This window comes from Abyssibius alkaniclasticus (assembly GCF_020447305.1).
In the GTDB taxonomy this organism is placed as follows: domain Bacteria; phylum Pseudomonadota; class Alphaproteobacteria; order Rhodobacterales; family Rhodobacteraceae; genus Abyssibius; species Abyssibius alkaniclasticus.
In genome coordinates this window covers 2,648,403-2,667,908 of sequence record NZ_CP095732.1, presented here as the reverse complement: position 1 = coordinate 2,667,908, position 19,506 = coordinate 2,648,403, and the positions used below count along the sequence as shown (strand labels likewise).

The window sequence follows — 19,506 nt, the reverse complement described above, 5'->3', positions numbered from 1 at the left end:
CAGTCATGTCTTTCCCCCGTTTATCTGCTTTGCCTGGTTGGCCCCTGGTTCAATCGTGACATTGGCAAGCAGGCGGGCCTGCAGGATTGCGGCAAGCGCCGCGCCAAGGTCAAAACCTTCGGCCTGTGCCATATGGTCAAGTGCTGTGCCCAGTCTTTCCTGTGCAAGATGCTGCAGGAATACATCGTGATGTCGAGCAAGGGCGTGCATGTTCACCCGCGTCTGCGGCCGTGCGATCAGCACCGTCTGGCCGCCTGCTGGCAAAGCAAGCTCCGGCGTTTCAATGGTTTTCTGCCAGATTGCCAGCACCGGAAAGGGCGAACTGATCACCGCCATCGCCGGAATGAAATGCAGCCGTGCATCGGGCAAATCGCCTTCGGGAATGCGCGCCAGCACATCGGGCGCGGCGGGTGTTGCATCGGCGGCATGATATGTCTTGCGGCGCAGCCATTCGAGACGCGCAACATCGGGCAGATAGGGCAGGCGGGCGGCAGGCGCGAACCCTTCCAGCCAGATGGCAAAATCATCGCCATATTGCTGGATTATCGGGGTTTTCGGCGGGTTGGCGCGCACATAGACACTGGCCATCGCCTTGAAAAATGCGTCGCCCACAATGTGCTGCACGGCAGGGTAGGCATCGGCCATCGCCTGACACAGCGAGGCGATGACATTGTTGCGATAGACATCGAACCGCCGCCCCGCCGGGCGGCCTTGCGGGTCGATAATGCCCGCGGGCACCGGCGCATCGGCATTCAGCAACGCATGGGCAAATTCGGGCTGGTTCATGATATTTCGGCCGCTACGGGTGCAAGAACAGCCGCCGCGCGCGCGGCCTCGGCCTCCAACACAGCCCATTCGGGAATGTCGCTATCCCATTCTATCAGCGTGGGGCGAGGGCCGGCGCGGGCAATGGTGCGCGCATAAAGCGCCCAGACAGGGTCGACCACCGCCGCATCGTGGCTGTCAATCAGCAGCGGCGCGCCGTGGTCGTCGACCTGTTCGTCATGCCCGCCAAGGTGGATTTCGCCGACATGTTCCACCGGGAAGGCATCGATAAAACCTTCGGGCGAATAATTCTGGTTGGTGGCGGAAACGAACACATTGTTCACATCCAAAAGCAGCCCGCAGCCCGTGCGTGCCTGAACTTCGGTCAGAAAGCCGATCTCGTCCATCGTGGATTCGGCGAATGCCACGTAAAGCGAGGGGTTTTCGAGCAGCATCTGCCGCCCGATTGTGGTTTGCACCTCGTCAATATGCGCGGCCACGCGTTTGACGCTGGCCATGTTGTAGGGCAGTGGTAGCAGGTCGTTCAGATAGCCCATATCATGGGTCGACCAAGCCAGATGTTCTGAAAACAGTGCGGGTTTCAGCCAGCCGACGAGTTTTTTGAGCCGCGCCAGATGCTCGCCATCCAGCCGCCCCTCACCGCCGATCGACAGGCCAACCCCGTGGCAGGAAATTGGGAAGTGTTCGCGCAAATGGCGCAGCTGGGCCAGATGCGGCCCGCCTTCGCCCATATAGTTTTCGGCATGAATTTCGAGCCATTTCACCGCCCCCGCATTGGCCAGAATCCCGGCCAGATGTTGCGGTTTATAGCCAACGCCGGGGGCGTTTGGCATGGGGCCATGTGGCTGTGAATCAAGCATTTTCGGCCTTTCAGCTAAAGGCGGCAGGGCCGAGCGGCCCTGCCGGAAAACACCGCATTATGCGGGCAGGTCACGCTCAAGTGCTTCAAGCGAGCCCATGCGCGCCATGCCGTCTTCCATTGCGGGCAATTCGATTGTTTCGCAGGTGCCCGCGGGCACCAGCATCCAGGCATTGCCCTGATAGTCAACGGTCGAGGTGCCGGCACAGGTTGTGCCCGGGCCGGCTGCGCAGCCATTTTCGCCAGCCAGCGATACACCGAAGCATTTTTCCTGTTCTTGCGCCGTTGCCGCACCCGAAAGCGCCGACATTGCAGTGGCGATCGAACCGGCAATCGCCATTCCTTTTAGAATTTTTGCAGACATGTGAAATTCCTTTTTGTTATGGTGTCCGTCGATGGTCTCGACATCTCAATGGGTAGTGCAGGTCGCCGATCACAAGCGACTCACAAGCGCTTGACCTCACAGCAGAGTGACGAACTGTAACATTTGCACGCGATTTTTTCGCCTCTGGTCGAAATTTTGCCATGTTTAAGGGCGTTTATTGGCCGCAAGTTTGGTTGACGGCGCTGTGTAGCAAGGGTAAACCGCTGATGTATCACAACGCTTGGCTGAACCCGGCGAAGGCAGCAATCGCGGTGAAAACCGCGATTTGGCGCAAGGAGTAGACATTTGGAAGACCTGCTGCGCGAGTATCTTCCCATTATCATCTTTCTGGGGCTGGCGATTGCGCTTGGTCTGGTGTTGATTTTGGCCGCAATCATTTTGGCTGTTCGCAACCCCGACCCTGAAAAAGTGTCGGCCTATGAATGCGGGTTCAATGCTTTTGACGACGCGCGCATGAAGTTTGACGTTCGCTTCTACCTTGTGGCGATTCTGTTCATCATCTTCGACCTTGAAATCGCATTCCTCTTTCCCTGGGCGGTGGCCTTCAAGGATATTGGCCTGCTCGGATTTTGGTCGATGATGGTGTTTTTGGCGGTGCTGACGATCGGTTTCGCTTATGAATGGAAGAAAGGGGCGCTTGAATGGTCATGACTGCGGCCGCATCGCCTGCGGGCAGCATCAGCGCCGGGGCCGACAAGGACTCGGCCACAGGGCTGTTGAATGCCGAACTGGCCGATAAGGGGTTCATCCTGACATCGTCTGAATCCGTCATCAACTGGGCGCGCACCGGCAGTCTGCACTGGATGACCTTCGGACTGGCCTGCTGCGCGGTTGAAATGATGCATACCTCGATGCCGCGTCTGGATGTGGAACGCTTTGGTGTCGCGCCGCGCGCCACACCACGCCAATCCGACCTGATGATCGTGGCCGGCACGCTGACCAACAAGATGGCCCCCGCCCTGCGCAAGGTCTATGACCAGATGCCAGAGCCGCGCTATGTGCTGTCGATGGGCTCATGCGCCAATGGTGGCGGTTATTACCATTACAGCTATTCGGTCGTGCGCGGCTGTGACCGGATCGTTCCGGTTGACATTTACGTGCCCGGCTGCCCGCCAACCGCCGAAGCCCTGCTTTACGGCATTTTGCAGTTGCAGCGGAAGATCCGCCGCACCGGCACCATTCAGCGATAGGGGAAGACTATGGCAAACCCCCTGCAGGAAATGGCCGAATTGCTGGTTGCCCGCCGCGATGACGCAGTGCTGAACACCAGCATTTCACATGGCGAGCTGACCGTAACAATCGTGCCCGCACGGCTGGTCAGCTTTCTGGAATTCCTCAAACAGGATAACGCCACGCATTTTTCGCAACTGGTCGATATTACCGCGGTCGACTATCCGGAGCGTGAAAAACGCTTTGAGGTGGTCTATCATCTGCTGTCGCTGGTGCAGAACCAGCGCATTCGCGTGAAGGCGGAATTGCCGGTTGATATTGCCATTGCCAGCGTCATGTCGGTCTATCCTTCGGCCAATTGGTATGAGCGTGAAGTGTTCGACATGTATGGCATTGTCTTCACCGGCCATCCCGACCTGCGCCGCCTGCTGACAGATTACGGCTTTCGCGGCCATCCCTTGCGCAAGGATTTTCCGACCACCGGCTATGTCGAGCTTCGCTATGACGAGGTTGAAAAGCGCGTGGTCTATGAACCCGTTTCGCTGGTTCAGGAATACCGCCAGTTCGACTTCATGTCGCCCTGGGAAGGGGCCGAATATATCCTGCCCGAGAAAGAGGGGGCGAAATGATGGATGGCACCCAAGGCGATATGCTGAGCGGCGAACAGCAGATCCGCAATTTCAACATCAACTTCGGCCCGCAACACCCGGCAGCACATGGCGTTTTGCGCCTTGTGCTGGAGTTGGACGGCGAGATTGTCGAGCGGGTTGATCCGCATATCGGCCTGCTGCATCGCGGCACCGAAAAGCTGATGGAAAGCCGCACCTACCTGCAAAACCTGCCCTATCTGGACAGGCTGGACTATGTTGCGCCGATGAACCAGGAACATGCCTGGTGCCTGGCGATCGAGCGGTTGACCGGTACGGAAATTCCGCGCCGCGCCAGCCTGATCCGCGTTCTCTATTGCGAAATTGGCCGCGTGCTGAACCATCTGATGAATGTGACAACGCAGGCGATGGACGTTGGCGCGCTGACCCCGCCGCTTTGGGGGTTTGAAGAGCGCGAAAAGCTGATGGAGTTTTACGAGCGGGCCAGCGGCGCGCGGCTCCATTCCGCCTATTTCCGCCCCGGCGGCGTGCATCAGGATCTGCCCGTTGCGCTGTTGAATGATATTCTGGCCTGGACCGAGACCTTCCCCAAAGTGCTGGACGATCTGGGCACATTGCTGACCGAAAGCCGCATCTTCAAGCAGCGCAACGTAGATATCGGCGTGGTGAATGCCGCCGATGCACAGGCCTATGGTATGTCGGGCGTGATGCTGCGTTCGGCGGGCATTGCCTGGGATTTGCGCCGCAACCAGCCCTATGAATGTTACAACGAGTTCGAGTTCGACATTCCGGTCGGCACGCGCGGCGATTGTTACGACCGTTACATGATGCGCATGTATGAAATGGTGCAAAGTGTTCGAATCATTCGCCAATGCATCACCAAGCTGGGTGAGTGCGAGGGCGATGATGTTCTGGCGCGCGGCAAGATTGCACCGCCCAAACGTGCCGATATGAAAACCTCGATGGAAGCGCTGATTCATCACTTCAAGCTATATACAGAAGGCTTTCACGTGCCCGAAGGCGAGGTTTATGCCGCTGTCGAAGCCCCCAAGGGCGAGTTTGGCGTGTATTTAGTCGCGGATGGCAGTAATAAGCCTTACAAGGTAAAGTTGCGCGCGCCCGGATTTCCGCATCTTGCGGCATTGGAGCATCTGGGGCGTGGACATCAATTAGCGGACGTGTCGGCCATAATCGGCACGCTCGATATCGTGTTTGGGGAGGTTGACAGATGAAGAAACTACTCGCGCTCTGTGCTATACTGATTAGCGGTGCGACTGGCGTTTATGCGCAAAGCGGGCTGACTGACCAGTTGGTCGGCGCGTTGCGTGCAAATGAATGCACAATGCGCATGGGTGTGCTTGTATCCCAGTTTACAGCCAACGGCGCGGCAGAGGGCGATATCCGCCGTTCGGCGGGCGAATTGGTGAATAACGGCCAGCTGGGCTATGATTTCGCGACCGACATGCTAACCCTCGACGCTGCTGTCTGTGTGGTGGCTGAAGAAGAAGCGACCAACCCGCTGCTTGCCAAGCCAGAGATTGCAACCTTCGTTTCTGTTCTGTCGGCCAATGGCTGCGCAATTGCCGAAGCCGATGTTGACGAGATGTTCGCCAATACCGACCTTCCGTCCGATGACGCATTCGTTGCCGGTTCGCGGCTTGTCATGGCCGGATTGGCGGCGTTCGACCCAGGCTCGCAGATGCTGGTGCTGGACGGGTCTATCTGTGATCCGAATGCACCGGCTGTTGCGTCGGCGCCGATCACCGAAACACCGATCGCCGCGCCTGAACCCGCCCCTGTTGCCGAGGCGGCACCCGCCGCAACGGAGGCACCCGCGCCAGCGGTATTCAGCGCTCGCGACCTGCTTGTCGCCTTTATCGAGCTGAATGGCTGTGCGATTCACATGCACGAATTCGTGCGCCTGCTGCCCGAACAGGGCCTGTCGATGAACGAAGCCTCGGTTCTGGTTGCCGAATTGTCCGCCGAGGGCAAGATCCAGTTCCTGCCGAACGCCAGTGCGCTCATCCTCAAAGGGACATCGGGGTGTAGCTGATGCTTCGGCGCCTTCATAAAGACCAGCCCTCATCCTTTGCCTTCACCCCGGCCAATCAGGCCTGGGCGGAGGCCCAGATGGCCAAATTTCCGGCCGGACGCCAGGCCAGCGCGGTTATCCCGTTGCTGTGGCGCGCACAAGAGCAGGAAGGCTGGCTGACCCGCCCCGCCATTGAAGGCGTGGCCGATATGCTTGGCCTTGCCTATATGCGCGTGCTGGAAGTGGCGACCTTCTACTTCATGTTCCAGCTTCAGCCGGTTGGCGCGGTTGCGCATGTGCAGGTTTGCGGCACGACATCGTGCATGATTTGCGGTGCCGAAGACCTGATCTCGGTGTGCCGCGAAGAGATTGCGCCCAATGCGCATGACATTTCGGCCGATGGCAAGTTCAGCTGGGAAGAGGTGGAATGCCTTGGTGCCTGCGCCAATGCCCCAATGGTGCAGATCGGCAAGGATTATTACGAAGACCTGACGGCGGAGAAGTTCCGCGAATTGCTGGCCGCCTTTGGCCGTGGTGAAGTGCCCAAACCCGGCCCGCAGAATGGCCGCTTTTCGAGCGAACCGGCCGGCGGGCTGACCGCGCTGACCGCGTTTACCGGGCAAGACCATAACGGCTCGGTCGCGCGCGCGCTTTCAATCGGCGACACGATCAAACGCATTCAGGGCGATGAAGTGCCCTTGCTCAAGCGCAAACCCCCCGCCAACAAGGCCGCCGCGCCAAAGGCAGAAGCCAAGGCAGAGCCAGCCGCGCCGGTGAGCAAACCCAAGCCCGCAGCCAAGGCCGCCCCCAAGGCCGGGCCGGAACCTGTGGTGGATGACAGCGCCAAGCCAGCCACCCTTGCGGCGGCACGCGAAACGGGCGCCGATGACCTGAAGCGCATCAGCGGCATTGGCCCCAAGCTTGAAAAAATGCTGAACGGCATGGGTTTTTACCATTTCGACCAGCTTGCCGCCTGGACCGAGACCGAACTCGCCTGGGTTGATCAGAACCTGGACGGGTTCAAGGGCCGGGCGAGCCGCGATGAATGGGTGGCACAGGCGAAGGTTTTGGCGCAAGATTAGCGCCTGAAATGGGTCTGGCGCGGCTGCGCCGGCCCGTATAACCAACTTTGCGAGGTACATGATGACACATGATGAACGCGCAAGTTACGAATGCGGCGTCTGCATTGGCGTGGCACTCACGGCTGTTGTTTCACTCAGCGGCATTCTGGGGCTGATCCTGGCCTCGTTCCTGCCGGATTTTCTGGCGCTGATCATCATGGTTACGGTGATCATCGCGGCAAGCTGGGCTGCGCTGCGCTATTGCGTGGCCGAACATCCCGGCGCGGGCATTTCCGTGCCCGAAATGCCAAGCGTTTCGCGCATTGCCGATGAGGCAGATGAACCCGTTGAAAAGGTTACAGAAAACGAGGTAGCCGCCGATGTGCCGGGCGATCATGGCGGCCCCGATTATGATGGCGACGGCCTTGACGAAGGCGCCGATGAAGGCAGCCGCCCCGCCAGCCTCATGGTGCCGATGAGCGGCGGCGCCGATGACCTCAAGCGCATCAAGGGCATTGGCCCGGGGCTGGAGCGGATGCTCAACGGCATGGGCTATTTCCACTATTCGCAAATTGCCAGCTGGACCAAAGACGAAATTGCCTGGGTCGATGCCAATCTTGAAGGCTTCAAAGGGCGTGTTTCGCGCGATAATTGGGTGGAACAAGCCCGCGATTTGGCCGATACAGGGGCAAGCTGAATGAACAAGCGTGACGGGGATTCGGACACCTCGCCGCCCGGGGCCAGGCAGGTGCGGCTTGCGGCCTATGTCATGCTGGCTTCGGCGGCGCTGTTTTTCGGCGGTGCCTGGCTTTCGGCGCAGCTTGGCCTGGCGCAACGCTGGGCGGTTATATTCGATCTGGTTGCTATGGCGGGCTTCGCCTTTGCAATCATTGTGTTGTTTCAAGTCTGGCGATTGCGCCAGCGGCAGGGAGACTAGGTATGCTGGCCGATAAGGACCGGATTTTTACCAATATCTACGGTATGCATGACCGCTCGCTTGCGGGGGCCAAATCGCGTGGGCATTGGGATGGCACGGCTGGTTTTCTGAAACAGGGGCGCGACTGGATCGTTCAGCAGGTGAAGGATTCCGGGTTGCGCGGGCGCGGTGGTGCGGGCTTTCCGACCGGCTTGAAGTGGAGCTTCATGCCCAAGGAAAGCGACGGGCGCCCGTCCTATCTGGTGGTCAATGCCGATGAATCCGAACCCGGCACCTGCAAAGACCGCGAGATCATGCGCCACGACCCGCATACGCTTGTCGAAGGCTGCCTGATTGCCGGTTTCGCAATGGGGGCCAATGCCGGCTATATCTACATTCGTGGCGAATTTATCCGCGAGCGCGAAGCCCTGCAAGCCGCGATTGACGAGGCTTACGATGCGGGCCTGCTTGGCAAGAACGCCGCGAAATCGGGCTATGATTTTGACCTATACCTTGCCCACGGGGCGGGGGCCTATATCTGCGGCGAAGAAACCGCGCTGCTGGAAAGCCTTGAGGGCAAAAAGGGTATGCCGCGCATGAAGCCGCCCTTTCCGGCGGGGGCGGGGCTTTATGGCTGCCCGACCACGGTGAACAACGTGGAATCCATTGCCGTTGTGCCAACCATTCTGCGCCGTGGCGCGGGCTGGTTTACAAGCTTTGGCCGCCAGAACAACCACGGCACCAAAATTTTCGGCATTTCCGGCCATGTGGTGAACCCATGTGTTGTGGAAGAGGCAATGTCGATTCCCTTGCGCGAATTGCTCGACCGGCATTGCGGCGGCGTGCGCGGCGGCTGGAAGAACCTCAAGGCAATCATCCCCGGCGGCTCGTCGGTGCCGTTGCTGCCTGCGGATATGTGCGATGATGCGATCATGGATTTTGACTGGCTGCGCGAACAACGCTCAGGCCTTGGCACGGCGGCGGTGATCGTCATGGACCAGTCGACCGATGTGATCAAGGCCATCTGGCGGCTGAGCAAGTTCTACAAGCACGAAAGCTGCGGGCAATGCACCCCCTGCCGCGAAGGCACCGGCTGGATGATGCGCGTGATGGACCGTTTGGTGACCGGCGATGCCGAGCCAGAGGAAATTGACATGCTGCTCGATGTGACCAAGCAGGTCGAGGGCCACACGATTTGCGCGCTTGGCGATGCAGCGGCCTGGCCCATTCAGGGCCTCATCCGCCATTTCCGCGACGAAATTGAAGACCGGATCAAACACAAGCGCACGGGCCGGGTTTCGGCCGTGGCGGCGGAGTAAGGGCATGAGCAACCTCAAGAAAATCAGCATCGACGGCAACGAGATCGAAGTCGACGGCACCATGACCATCTTGCAGGCCTGCGAGGTTGCGGGCATCGAGATTCCGCGCTTTTGCTACCATGAACGGCTGACGATTGCCGGCAACTGCCGCATGTGCCTGGTCGAGGTTGTGGGCGGGCCGCCCAAGCCCACCGCAAGCTGCGCCATGCAGGTGAAAGACCTGCGCCCCGGCCCGGAAGGCCAGGCGCCGGTTGTCAAGACCAACTCGCCAATGGTGAAGAAGGCCCGCGAAGGGGTTATGGAGTTTTTGCTCATCAACCACCCGCTCGATTGCCCGATCTGCGACCAAGGCGGCGAATGCGATCTGCAAGATCAGGCAATGGCTTACGGCGTTGATTTCAGCCGTTTCCGCGAGCCCAAGCGCGCCAGCCTCGACCTCGACCTGGGCCCGCTTGTCGCCACCACGATGACCCGCTGCATTTCCTGCACCCGTTGTGTGCGCTTCACCACCGAAGTGGCGGGCATTACGCAAATGGGCCAGACAGGGCGCGGCGAAGATGGCGAGATCACCTCGTATCTGAACACCACGCTCGACAGCAACCTTCAGGGCAATATCATCGACCTGTGCCCGGTTGGCGCGCTGACCTCCAAACCCTACGCCTTTACCGCCCGCCCCTGGGAGCTGAGCAAGACCGAAACCATTGACGTGATGGACGGGCTTGGCGCGAATATCCGCGTGGATACCAAGGGCCGCGAAGTGATGCGCATTTTGCCGCGCAACCATGATGGCGTGAACGAGGAATGGATTTCCGACAAGACCCGCTTCATCTGGGACGGGTTGCGCCGCCAGCGGCTTGATAAACCCTATGTGCGGCGCAACGGCAAGCTGCAACCCGCAAGCTGGGCCGAGGCCTTTGGCGCGATTGCTGCGCAAAAGGGCAAAAAATGGGCTGGTTTGGTGGGCGATCTGGTTTCGACCGAGGCTGCATTCGCGCTGAAGCAACTGGTTGAAGGGCAGGGCGGCAAGGTGGAATGCCGCGTCGATGGCGCAATGCTGCCGGCGGGCGACCGGTCTGGCTATGTTGGCACGGCCACGATAGCCGATATCGACAATGCCGATATGATCCAGCTAGTCGGCACCGACCCGCGCAATGAAAGCCCCGTGCTGAATGCCCGCATCCGCAAGGCATGGGCGCGTGGTGCAAACATTGGCCTTGTCGGGCAAGCTGTTGATTTGACGTATGAATATGTGCATGTCGGCACGGATCGTGCGGCGCTGCAAGAGCTTGCCAACAAGAAAATCGGTGCCGCCAAAGACATGAACACCGTGGTGATCATCGGGCAGGGCGCGTTGATGGGCGATGATGCGGCAGGCGTTATGGCCGCCGCCAAAACGCTGGTCGAGAATACGCAATCCAAATTCATGGTGCTGCACACCGCCGCTGGCCGTGTGGGCGCGCTGGATGCAGGCTGCACGACCGAGGGCGGCATGAAGGCCGCGCTTGACGGGGCCGAGGTGGTTTTCAACATGGGCGCCGATGAGATCGACATCCCCGCCGGTGCCTTCGTCATCTATCAGGGCAGCCACGGCGATCGTGGCGCGCATCGTGCCGATGTCATTCTGCCCGGCGCCGCCTATACCGAGGAAAGCGGCATTTTCGTGAATACCGAAGGCCGCCCGCAGCTTGCGCAACGCGCCGGTTTCGCCCCCGGCGATGCCCGCGAAAACTGGGCCATTCTGCGCGCGCTTTCCGCCGAGCTTGGCGCAACCCAGCCCTGGGACAGCCAGACCGCGCTTCGTGCCGCGATGTTTGAAGCGCATCCGCATCTGGCCGCGCTTGATGCCGTGCCGCAGAATGCCTGGGCCGCGCCCAGCGCCGACAAACTTGGCAAGGGCGCGTTCACCAACCCGATTGCCGATTTCTACCAGACCAACCCGATCGCACGGGCCAGTCAGGTGATGGCCGAGCTGAGCCGGATGGCGGCAGCACGCACCCAAACCCTGGCGGCGGAGTAAGCATATGGAATTCATGACCGACGTTTTCGGCTTTTACTTTGGCACCTTTCTGGTGATCCTTGGCCAGTGCCTGCTGGTTCTGGTGCTGGTTCTGGTGGCGCTGGCCTTCATTCTATATGGCGAACGCAAGGTCTGGGCAGCGGTGCATCTGCGCAAGGGGCCGAATGTGGTTGGCGCCTTCGGGCTGCTGCAAAGTTTTGCCGACTTCATCAAATACATCGTGAAAGAGGTCGTGGTGCCCGCCGGGGCCGACAAGTTTGTCTATTTCCTTGCCCCGCTGATGACCTTCGTTCTGGCCTCGGTCAGCTGGGCGGTCATTCCGTTCAATGATGGCTGGGTGATTTCAAACATCAATGTCGGCATTCTCTATATCTTCGCCGTGTCCTCGCTTGAGGTTTATGGCGTGATCATGGGCGGCTGGGCGTCAAACTCCAAATATCCGTTCCTTGGCTCGCTGCGTTCCGCCGCACAGATGATCTCGTATGAAGTTTCCATCGGGCTGATCATTGTTGGCGTGCTGATTTCCACCGGCTCGCTGAACCTGACCGCAATCGTGAATGCACAGGCCGGCGATTATGGCTTGCTCAACTGGTATTGGCTGCCGCATTTCCCGATGGTCATTCTGTTCTTCATTTCGGCGCTGGCCGAAACCAACCGCCCGCCATTCGACCTGCCCGAAGCGGAATCCGAACTGGTGGCTGGCTATCAGGTCGAATATTCCTCGACCCCGTTCCTGCTTTACATGATCGGCGAGCTGATGGCCGTGGTGGTGATGACCGCGCTGATGACCGTGCTGTTCTTCGGCGGCTGGCTGTCGCCCATTCCGGGCCTGCCCGACGGGGTTTTGTGGATGGTCGGCAAAATGCTGCTGCTGATCTTCGTCTTCTCGATGGTCAAGGTCATCGTGCCGCGCTACCGCTATGACCAGCTTATGCGCATTGGCTGGAAAGTATTTTTGCCGCTGTCGCTGGGTTGGGTTGTCATCGTGGCATTCTTTGCGCAATACGGCGTGCCGGGCTATGCCCGCTGGGCAGTAGGGGGCTGATATGAGTGAGATCGACTGGAAACGCGCCACGAAATACTTTCTGCTTTCGGATTTCATTGCCGGGTTCAGGCTGGGAATGCGGTATTTCTTCACCCCCAAGGTGACGATCAACTACCCGCATGAGAAAAGCCCGCTCTCGCCGCGCTTTCGGGGCGAACACGCGCTGCGCCGCTATCCGAATGGCGAGGAACGCTGCATCGCCTGCAAGCTGTGCGAAGCGGTGTGCCCGGCGCAGGCCATTACCATCGATGCCGAACCGCGCGAGGATGGCAGCCGCCGCACCACGCGCTATGACATCGACATGACCAAATGCATCTTCTGCGGCTTCTGTCAGGAAGCCTGCCCGGTGGATGCGATTGTTGAAGGGCCGAATTTCGAATATTCGACCGAAACCCGCGAAGAACTGTTCTATACCAAAGAAAAACTGCTGGAAAACGGCGCCCGCTGGGAAGCGGAAATTGCCCGCAATCTGGAACTGGACGCACCCTACCGCTAGGGTGAACTGAAGAGGAACATATTATGGGCATTACTGCCTTGGCCTTTTATCTGTTCGCATTCATCGCCGTGGCCGCGGGCTTCATGGTGGTGATGTCGCGCAACCCGGTGCATTCGGTGCTGTGGCTGATCCTGACATTCTTCACCGCCGCCGGGCTGTTCGTGCTGATGGGGGCGGAATTTGTCGCCATGCTGCTGGTGATCGTCTATGTCGGCGCGGTGGCGGTGCTGTTCCTGTTCGTGGTGATGATGCTCGATGTCGACTTTGTCGAGCTGAAGGGCGGGGTGGCCAAATTCCTGCCGCTTGCACTGCTCATCGGGCTTATTTTGCTGGGCGAACTTGCGCTTGTTACCGGCCATTGGATTTTTGCCGAAAACATGCCGCAACTGCGCGCCGCCGTGGCCCCCATGCCCGAAGATGTGCATAACACCGCGGCACTCGGCATGTTGATCTATACGAAATACATTTTCCTGTTCCAAATCGCCGGGCTGATCCTGCTGGTGGCAATGATCGGGGCGATCGTGCTGACCATGCGCCACCGCACCGATGTCAAGCGTCAGGATGTGTTGAGCCAAATGTATCGCGATCCGGCCAAGGCCGTGATCATGAAAGACATCAAACCGGGGCAGGGCATATGATTGGCGTTGAACATTACATTACCGTGGCGGCCATTTTGTTCGTAACGGGCATTTTCGGGATTTTCGTCAACCGCAAGAACGTCATCGTTATCCTGATGTCGATCGAGCTGATGTTGCTGGCCGTCAATATCAACCTTGTTGCCTTTTCGGTGTATCAGGGCGATCTGGTCGGCCAGGTCTTTACGCTGTTCGTGCTGACTGTTGCCGCCGCGGAAGCGGCCATCGGTCTGGCCATTCTGGTGTGCTTCTTCCGTAACCGTGGATCAATTGACGTTGAAAAAGTCAACGTTCTGAAAGGTTAGGCAAGCGTGGTGAGCGTGAGTGCATTCAGCTTTGTTGGCATTTTGGGGCTGCTTCCGGTCGCCCTGTTGCCTGCACCGATTGTGGTATTGATTGGAACCTTCGGGTTCATGGGCCTCTGAGGCAGGAAAAAGACTATGGCAACTATCATCCTTTTCGCCCCGCTCATCGGTGCGCTGCTTGCCGGGTTTGGCCATCGCGCCATTGGCGACAAGGGCGCACAGATCGTGACCACGGCGCTGCTGTTTCTGGCGGCCCTGCTAAGCTGGGTGCTGTTCTTCGGCAATTACGAAGAGGTTGAGACCGTCAGCATCATGCGCTGGGTTTCCTCGGGTGAAATGCAGGTTGAATGGGCGATCCGCCTTGACAGGCTGACGGCGATCATGCTTGTCGTCATCACCACGGTTTCGGCGCTCGTTCACCTGTATTCAATGGGCTACATGGCCCATGACGAGCAATACAAGGACGGTGAAAGCTACCGCCCGCGCTTCTTTGCCTATCTGTCCTTCTTCACTTTTACCATGCTTGTGCTGGTCACGGCCGACAACCTGCTGCAAATGTTTTTCGGTTGGGAAGGTGTGGGCGTTGCCTCTTATCTGCTGATCGGGTTCTACTACCGCAAACCCAGTGCCAATGCCGCCGCAATGAAGGCATTCATCGTCAACCGCGTGGGCGATTTTGGCTTCCTGCTGGGCATTTTCGGCATTTTCTATGTGACAGGCAGCATCAACTTTGATGTGATCTTTGCCAAAGGGCCGGAAATGGCCGCGCAGAGCTTCAACTTCATCGGCTATGAGGTTTCGGTCATCGAAACGCTGACACTGCTGCTGTTTATCGGCGCAATGGGAAAATCGGCGCAGCTTTTGCTGCACACATGGCTGCCCGACGCAATGGAAGGCCCGACGCCGGTTTCAGCCCTTATCCATGCCGCAACGATGGTGACAGCCGGCGTGTTCCTTGTGAGCCGCATGTCGCCACTGTTCGACTATGCCTCGGGCACGCTGATGATCGTTACGGCGGTTGGCGCAACCACCGCGTTTTTTGCCGCGACCGTAGGCCTTGTGCAAAACGATATCAAACGGGTGATCGCCTATTCGACCTGTTCGCAGCTTGGCTATATGTTTGTCGCGGCGGGCGTTGGTGCCTATCCGGTGGCCATGTTCCATCTGTTCACACATGCGTTTTTCAAGGCAATGCTGTTTCTTGGTGCAGGCTCGGTGATCCATTCCATGCATCACGAGCAGGATATGCGCAATTACGGCGGGCTGCGCAAAAAGATCCCGCTGACCTTCTGGGCGATGATGATCGGCACGCTGGCCATTACCGGGGTTGGCATTCCGCTGAGCGGCATCGGCTTTGCGGGCTTCCTGTCAAAGGATGCGATCGTTGAAAGCGCCTTTGCATCTGGCAGCGGCTATGCCTTCTGGATGCTGGTCATCGCCGCCTTCATGACGAGCTTTTATTCCTGGCGCCTGATGTTCATGACCTTTTACGGCACCCCGCGCGGCGATGCGCATACGCATGACCACGCGCATGAAAGCCCGAATGTCATGATCATCCCGCTTGCGGTTCTGGCGCTTGGCTCGGTCTTTGCCGGGATGCTTTGGCTCGACCCGTTCTTCGGGGAGAGCATGACCGAATGGTTCGGCCCCTCGGTTGTGTCATCAAATGGTTTCGAGACGATCTACAAGGCCCATTATGCGCCGACCTGGGTCAAGGTTTCGCCGTTCATTGCCATGCTGCTTGGCTTTGCGCTGTCCTTTACCTTTTATATCTGGCGCACCGATCTGCCCGCACGGCTGGCCAATACATTCCAGCCCGCCTATCAGTTCCTGCTCAACAAATGGTATTTTGACGAGCTATATGAGGCGATCTTCGTGCGTCCGGCCAAATGGCTTGGCACGTTCTTGTGGAAAAAGGGCGACGGGGCTGTTGTTGATGGCACCATCAACGGGCTGACCATGCGGCTTGTGCCGCTGCTCACGCGGCTTGCGGGCCGGGCGCAGTCGGGCTTTCTGTTTACCTATGCCTTTGCAATGATCCTGGGCGTTGGGGCTATTATTACCTGGTTTGTGCTGACCGGAGGGGCGCAATAATGCAAGACTACCTGCTCTCACTGGTGACATTCGTGCCGATGTTCGGCGCGGCAAGCCTGCTTTTACTGCTGCGCGGCGATGATGCGATGGCGCAGCGCAATGCCAAGGTGGTGGCGCTGGTTGTCACCATCCTGTCATTCATCATATCGCTCTTTGCGCTGGCGGCGTTTGACCCCAGCAATACCGGCTTCCAGCTTGTCGAAGACCGCACCTGGCTGGCCGGGCTGCGCTATAAAATGGGTGTCGATGGCATATCCATTCTGTTCGTTCTGCTGACGACATTCCTGATGCCCATTGTCATTGGCGCAAGCTGGCATGTGACCCACCGCGTCAAGGAATACATGATTGCCTTCCTGCTGCTTGAAACGCTGATGATCGGCGTGTTCTGCGCGCTGGATACCGTGTTGTTCTATGTGTTCTTCGAGGCGGGGCTGATCCCGATGTTCATGATCATCGGCATCTGGGGCGGCAAAGACCGGATTTATGCCGCGTTCAAGTTCTTCCTTTATACGCTGCTTGGCTCGGTCCTCATGCTGGTTGCCATCATCGCCATGTGGATGGAGGCGGGCACCACCGATATTCCAACCCTTCTGGCCTATGAATTCAGCTCCGAAACAATTTCAGTGCTGGGCTGGCAAATTGTTGGCGGGGTGCAAACGCTGATGTTCCTGGCCTTCTTTGCCAGCTTCGCGGTGAAAATTCCCATGTGGCCGGTGCATACCTGGCTGCCCGATGCCCATGTGCAGGCGCCCACGGCGGGCTCGGTTGTGCTGGCGGCGATCTTGCTGAAGATGGGCGGCTATGGCTTCCTGCGCTTCAGCCTGCCCATGTTTCCGGTGGCAACCGAGTTGCTGCAAGGCTTCATTTTCGCGCTTTCGGCCATTGCAATCATCTACACATCCTTGGTGGCGATGATGCAGGAAGATATGAAAAAGCTCATCGCTTACTCATCGGTTGCGCATATGGGTTTCGTCACCATCGGGATATTCACGCTCAACCAGCAGGGCGTTGACGGCGCGCTGTTCCAGATGATCAGCCACGGCTTCATCTCTGGTGCGCTGTTTCTGACCGTAGGCGTGATCTATGACCGGATGCACACCCGCGACATAGATGCCTATGGCGGGCTGGTCGTGCGGATGCCGGTTTTTGCGCTCATCTTCATGCTGTTCACAATGGCCAATGTCGGCTTGCCGGGCACCTCGGGCTTTGTGGGCGAGTTTCTTACACTGGTCGGCCTGTTCCAGGTTTCAACTGTGGCGGCTGTCTTTGCCACAAGCGGTGTAATCCTGTCTGCGGCCTATGCGCTATGGCTTTACCGCCGCGTTGTGTTCGGCGATCTGGTCAAGGAAAGCCTGAAGGGCATTTCCGATATGACCAGCCGCGAAAAATGGCTGTTCGCGCCGCTTGTTGCCGGCACGCTGATTTTGGGCATCTATCCTGCACTTGTGCTGGATGTGATCGGCCCCAGCGTATCGGCGCTCATTGAACCATTTGGCACACCAGACAGCAGCGTGATGATGCTGGAAGGTGCCACCGTCACCACCACCGCCCCAACCACCACCTCCGCGCATTAACGGGTAGAGACGATGATAGAACAAAACCTGATCACCATCCTGCCCGAGTTGCTTTTGGCGGTTTTTGCGATGGCCGCGCTTATGCTGGGTGCCTGGCGCAAGGGCAGCGATGTGCTGGTCCTGTGGCTTTCTGCCGGCGCTTTGGCGCTGGTCGGCCTGTGGATCGGCTATGGCTATGAAGGCACGCGCCAGGCCTTTGACGGTGCCTTTGTCGATGACCGTTTCGCGCGGTTCGCCAAGGTCACGATCCTGCTGTCGGCCGCTATTATCTTGCTGATGTCGCAAGATTATCTGCGCCGCGCCAAGCTGATGAAGTTTGAATTTCCCGTGCTGGTCGTTATGGCGACAATCGGGATGATGATCATGGTTTCGGCGAGCGACCTGATCGCGCTTTACATGGGGTTGGAACTGCAATCGCTGGCGCTTTACGTGGTTGCCGCCTTTCGCCGCGATAACCTGAAATCGACCGAGGCGGGTCTGAAATATTTCGTGCTGGGCGCGCTCAGCTCCGGGCTGCTGCTTTACGGGGCGTCGCTGGTCTATGGCTTTACCGGCACCACAACCTTTGCCGGCATCGCTTCGGTTGTCGCCTCGCAAGAGCAAATGTCGCTTGGGTTGCTGTTTGGTCTGGTGTTCCTTGTGGTTGGCATGGCTTTCAAGGTTTCCGCCGTGCCGTTTCATATGTGGACACCCGATGTCTATGAAGGCTCGCCCACGCCGGTGACCGCCTTCTTCGCAACGGCCCCCAAAGTCGCCGCAGCGGCAATGTTTGCCCGTCTGTTGTTCAGCCCCTTTGGCGATGCCATTGCCGAATGGCAGCAAATTCTGATCTTCCTGTCGGTCGCCTCGATGTTTCTGGGTGCGATTGCCGCCATCGGCCAGCGGAATATCAAGCGGCTCATGGCCTATTCCTCCATTGGGCATATGGGCTTTGCGCTTATGGGTCTGGCTGCGGGCGGGGCCGAGGGGCTTTCGGCCACGCTGCTTTATCTGGCGATTTATGTCACAACCAATGTCGGGGTCTTTGCCTTCATTCTGAACATGCGCCGTGATGATCAGGCGATTACCGATATCTATGCGCTTGGCATGTATTCCAAAACTGATCCGGGCCGCGCGCTGGCGCTGGCCGTGCTGATGTTCAGCCTTGCGGGCCTGCCACCGCTGGTTGGCTTTTTCGCCAAATTCTATGTGCTGAGCGCGGCAATTAATGCGGGGCTGGTCTGGTTTGCCATTGCCGGTGTCATCGCCTCGGTCATCTCGGCCTTTTACTACCTTCGCATCATTTACATCCTGTATTTCGGCTCGGAGGTCGAGCCGCTGACAGGGCGCATTCCCATGATGCACTGGTTGTTCCTGTGGGGGTCGGCTGCGGCGATGGTGCTGGGGGTTATCAACCTGTTCGGGGTGGATAGCATGGCAATGGCGGCAGCACGGGCGCTGATGTAGCGCATGGCCATGTGGCCCGCGCAGCTGCAGCGGCATATCTTTGCCGAGCTGGACAGCACCAATGCCGAGGCGCGCCGCCATCTGGAACAGGGCGCGCAGGCCGATGCCTGGTTCATGGCGCATAGCCAAACGGCAGCACGGGGCAGGCGGGGCCGCCCCTGGCACGCGCCGGCCGGCAATTTCATGGCCAGCCTGCTGCTGAAGCTCGATATGCCCGCAGCCGCGGCAGCACAGCGCAGCTTCGTCGCCGCACTCGCCCTGCATGACACATTGGTCGCGCTTACCGGGCGGGGCGATATTTTTGCGCTGAAATGGCCGAATGATGTGCTGGCGCGCGGCCAGAAACTGGCGGGCATTTTGCTGGAAACTGCGGGCACAGGCGCGCGGGTTGATCATCTGATCATCGGCATTGGCGTGAACCTTGCCCATGCGCCCGGCCTTGATGCGGTGGAACCGGGTGCTATGACACCCGTTTCGCTGCAACAGGCCAGCGGCATTTCCGTTGCGCCCGAAGCCTTTCTGAACAGCCTTGCCCCGAATTTTGCCCAGCGCGAAGCGCAGTTGCGCGATGCGGGTTTTGCCGCCATCCGCCAGAGCTGGCTGGAGCGCGCAGCCAATCTTGGCGCGCCAATCACCGCCAGACTGGGTGACCGGGTTGAGACCGGGATCTTTGAAACGCTCGATGAAAACGGCGCCCTGCTCTTGCGCAGCGCCGCTGGAACACAGACAATTGCCGCGGCAGATATCTATTTCTAGCC

General features: G+C 58.9%; 21 protein-coding genes. 18 read left to right on the top strand and 3 right to left on the bottom strand.

Features of this window, described 5'->3' with window-relative positions:
* Window positions 1–3: 3 nt before the first annotated feature.
* Genes LGT41_RS13275 through LGT41_RS13265 form a run of 3 tightly spaced genes read right to left on the bottom strand, consistent with a single transcriptional unit; the run spans window position 4 to window position 2,009 of the window.
* Entirely contained in the window at window positions 4–786 is a 783-nt protein-coding gene (locus tag LGT41_RS13275; protein ID WP_274127385.1) for an HvfC/BufC N-terminal domain-containing protein, read from the bottom strand.
* A complete protein-coding gene (gene bufB / locus LGT41_RS13270; protein ID WP_274127384.1) occupies window positions 783–1,646 on the bottom strand; it encodes an MNIO family bufferin maturase in 864 nt (287 codons plus the stop codon). Before bufB ends, LGT41_RS13275 begins: the two co-directional genes overlap by 4 nt.
* A 57-nt stretch (window positions 1,647–1,703) precedes the next feature.
* Complete coding sequence (locus LGT41_RS13265; RefSeq protein ID WP_274127383.1) at window positions 1,704–2,009, bottom strand: BufA1 family periplasmic bufferin-type metallophore; 306 nt, start codon at window positions 2,007–2,009, stop codon at window positions 1,704–1,706.
* Window positions 2,010–2,315: 306 nt separating this feature from the next.
* On the opposite strand from LGT41_RS13265, the gene LGT41_RS13260 reads away from it, so the two are divergent.
* From LGT41_RS13260 to LGT41_RS13175, 18 genes are all read left to right on the top strand, one after another.
* Window positions 2,316–2,681: an NADH-quinone oxidoreductase subunit A gene (locus tag LGT41_RS13260; RefSeq protein WP_274127382.1), complete on the top strand. Its 366-nt coding sequence runs from the start codon at window positions 2,316–2,318 to the stop codon at window positions 2,679–2,681.
* Window positions 2,678–3,220, top strand: a complete 543-nt coding sequence (locus tag LGT41_RS13255) for a NuoB/complex I 20 kDa subunit family protein (RefSeq protein WP_274129731.1) — start codon at window positions 2,678–2,680, stop codon at window positions 3,218–3,220. Before LGT41_RS13260 ends, LGT41_RS13255 begins: the two co-directional genes overlap by 4 nt.
* 9 nt (window positions 3,221–3,229) lie before the next feature.
* Window positions 3,230–3,829, top strand: coding sequence for an NADH-quinone oxidoreductase subunit C (locus LGT41_RS13250; RefSeq protein ID WP_274127381.1), 600 nt, complete (start codon window positions 3,230–3,232; stop codon window positions 3,827–3,829).
* A complete protein-coding gene (locus LGT41_RS13245) occupies window positions 3,826–5,040 on the top strand; it encodes an NADH-quinone oxidoreductase subunit D (RefSeq protein ID WP_420720187.1) in 1,215 nt (404 codons plus the stop codon). Before LGT41_RS13250 ends, LGT41_RS13245 begins: the two co-directional genes overlap by 4 nt.
* The gene (locus LGT41_RS13240; RefSeq protein WP_274127380.1) at window positions 5,037–5,861 is read left to right on the top strand and encodes a hypothetical protein; all 825 of its coding nucleotides are present in this window, start codon (window positions 5,037–5,039) and stop codon (window positions 5,859–5,861) included. The genes LGT41_RS13245 and LGT41_RS13240 overlap by 4 nt, the downstream gene beginning before the upstream one ends.
* Window positions 5,861–6,922: an NADH-quinone oxidoreductase subunit NuoE gene (gene nuoE, locus LGT41_RS13235; RefSeq protein ID WP_274127379.1), complete on the top strand. Its 1,062-nt coding sequence runs from the start codon at window positions 5,861–5,863 to the stop codon at window positions 6,920–6,922. The genes LGT41_RS13240 and nuoE overlap by 1 nt, the downstream gene beginning before the upstream one ends.
* Window positions 6,923–6,980: 58 nt before the next feature.
* The gene (locus LGT41_RS13230; protein WP_274127378.1) at window positions 6,981–7,598 is read left to right on the top strand and encodes a hypothetical protein; all 618 of its coding nucleotides are present in this window, start codon (window positions 6,981–6,983) and stop codon (window positions 7,596–7,598) included.
* Window positions 7,599–7,838, top strand: coding sequence for a DUF5337 family protein (locus LGT41_RS13225; RefSeq protein WP_274127377.1), 240 nt, complete (start codon window positions 7,599–7,601; stop codon window positions 7,836–7,838).
* A gap of 2 nt (window positions 7,839–7,840) precedes the next feature.
* Window positions 7,841–9,136 (top strand): NADH-quinone oxidoreductase subunit NuoF, encoded by a 1,296-nt coding sequence (nuoF, locus tag LGT41_RS13220; protein WP_274127376.1) that lies wholly within the window; start codon window positions 7,841–7,843, stop codon window positions 9,134–9,136.
* Window positions 9,137–9,140: 4 nt separating this feature from the next.
* Entirely contained in the window at window positions 9,141–11,153 is a 2,013-nt protein-coding gene (nuoG, locus tag LGT41_RS13215; protein ID WP_274127375.1) for an NADH-quinone oxidoreductase subunit NuoG, read from the top strand.
* A 13-nt stretch (window positions 11,154–11,166) separates the two neighbouring features.
* Entirely contained in the window at window positions 11,167–12,198 is a 1,032-nt protein-coding gene (gene nuoH, locus LGT41_RS13210; RefSeq protein WP_274129729.1) for an NADH-quinone oxidoreductase subunit NuoH, read from the top strand.
* 1 nt (window position 12,199) lies between these two features.
* A complete protein-coding gene (gene nuoI, locus LGT41_RS13205) occupies window positions 12,200–12,694 on the top strand; it encodes an NADH-quinone oxidoreductase subunit NuoI (protein WP_274127374.1) in 495 nt (164 codons plus the stop codon).
* Between the two features lie 23 nt (window positions 12,695–12,717).
* On the top strand, window positions 12,718–13,332 hold the full coding sequence (locus tag LGT41_RS13200; protein ID WP_274127373.1) for an NADH-quinone oxidoreductase subunit J: 615 nt from the start codon (window positions 12,718–12,720) through the stop codon (window positions 13,330–13,332).
* Entirely contained in the window at window positions 13,329–13,634 is a 306-nt protein-coding gene (nuoK, locus tag LGT41_RS13195; protein ID WP_274127372.1) for an NADH-quinone oxidoreductase subunit NuoK, read from the top strand. Before LGT41_RS13200 ends, nuoK begins: the two co-directional genes overlap by 4 nt.
* A gap of 135 nt (window positions 13,635–13,769) precedes the next feature.
* Complete coding sequence (nuoL, locus tag LGT41_RS13190; RefSeq protein WP_274127371.1) at window positions 13,770–15,728, top strand: NADH-quinone oxidoreductase subunit L; 1,959 nt, start codon at window positions 13,770–13,772, stop codon at window positions 15,726–15,728.
* Window positions 15,728–17,302: an NADH-quinone oxidoreductase subunit M gene (locus LGT41_RS13185; protein WP_274127370.1), complete on the top strand. Its 1,575-nt coding sequence runs from the start codon at window positions 15,728–15,730 to the stop codon at window positions 17,300–17,302. Before nuoL ends, LGT41_RS13185 begins: the two co-directional genes overlap by 1 nt.
* Before the next feature lie 12 nt (window positions 17,303–17,314).
* Window positions 17,315–18,748, top strand: a complete 1,434-nt coding sequence (nuoN, locus tag LGT41_RS13180) for an NADH-quinone oxidoreductase subunit NuoN (RefSeq protein WP_274127368.1) — start codon at window positions 17,315–17,317, stop codon at window positions 18,746–18,748.
* Between the two features lie 3 nt (window positions 18,749–18,751).
* The gene (locus LGT41_RS13175) at window positions 18,752–19,504 is read left to right on the top strand and encodes a biotin--[acetyl-CoA-carboxylase] ligase (protein WP_274127366.1); all 753 of its coding nucleotides are present in this window, start codon (window positions 18,752–18,754) and stop codon (window positions 19,502–19,504) included.
* The last annotated feature ends 2 nt before the right edge of the window (window positions 19,505–19,506 follow it).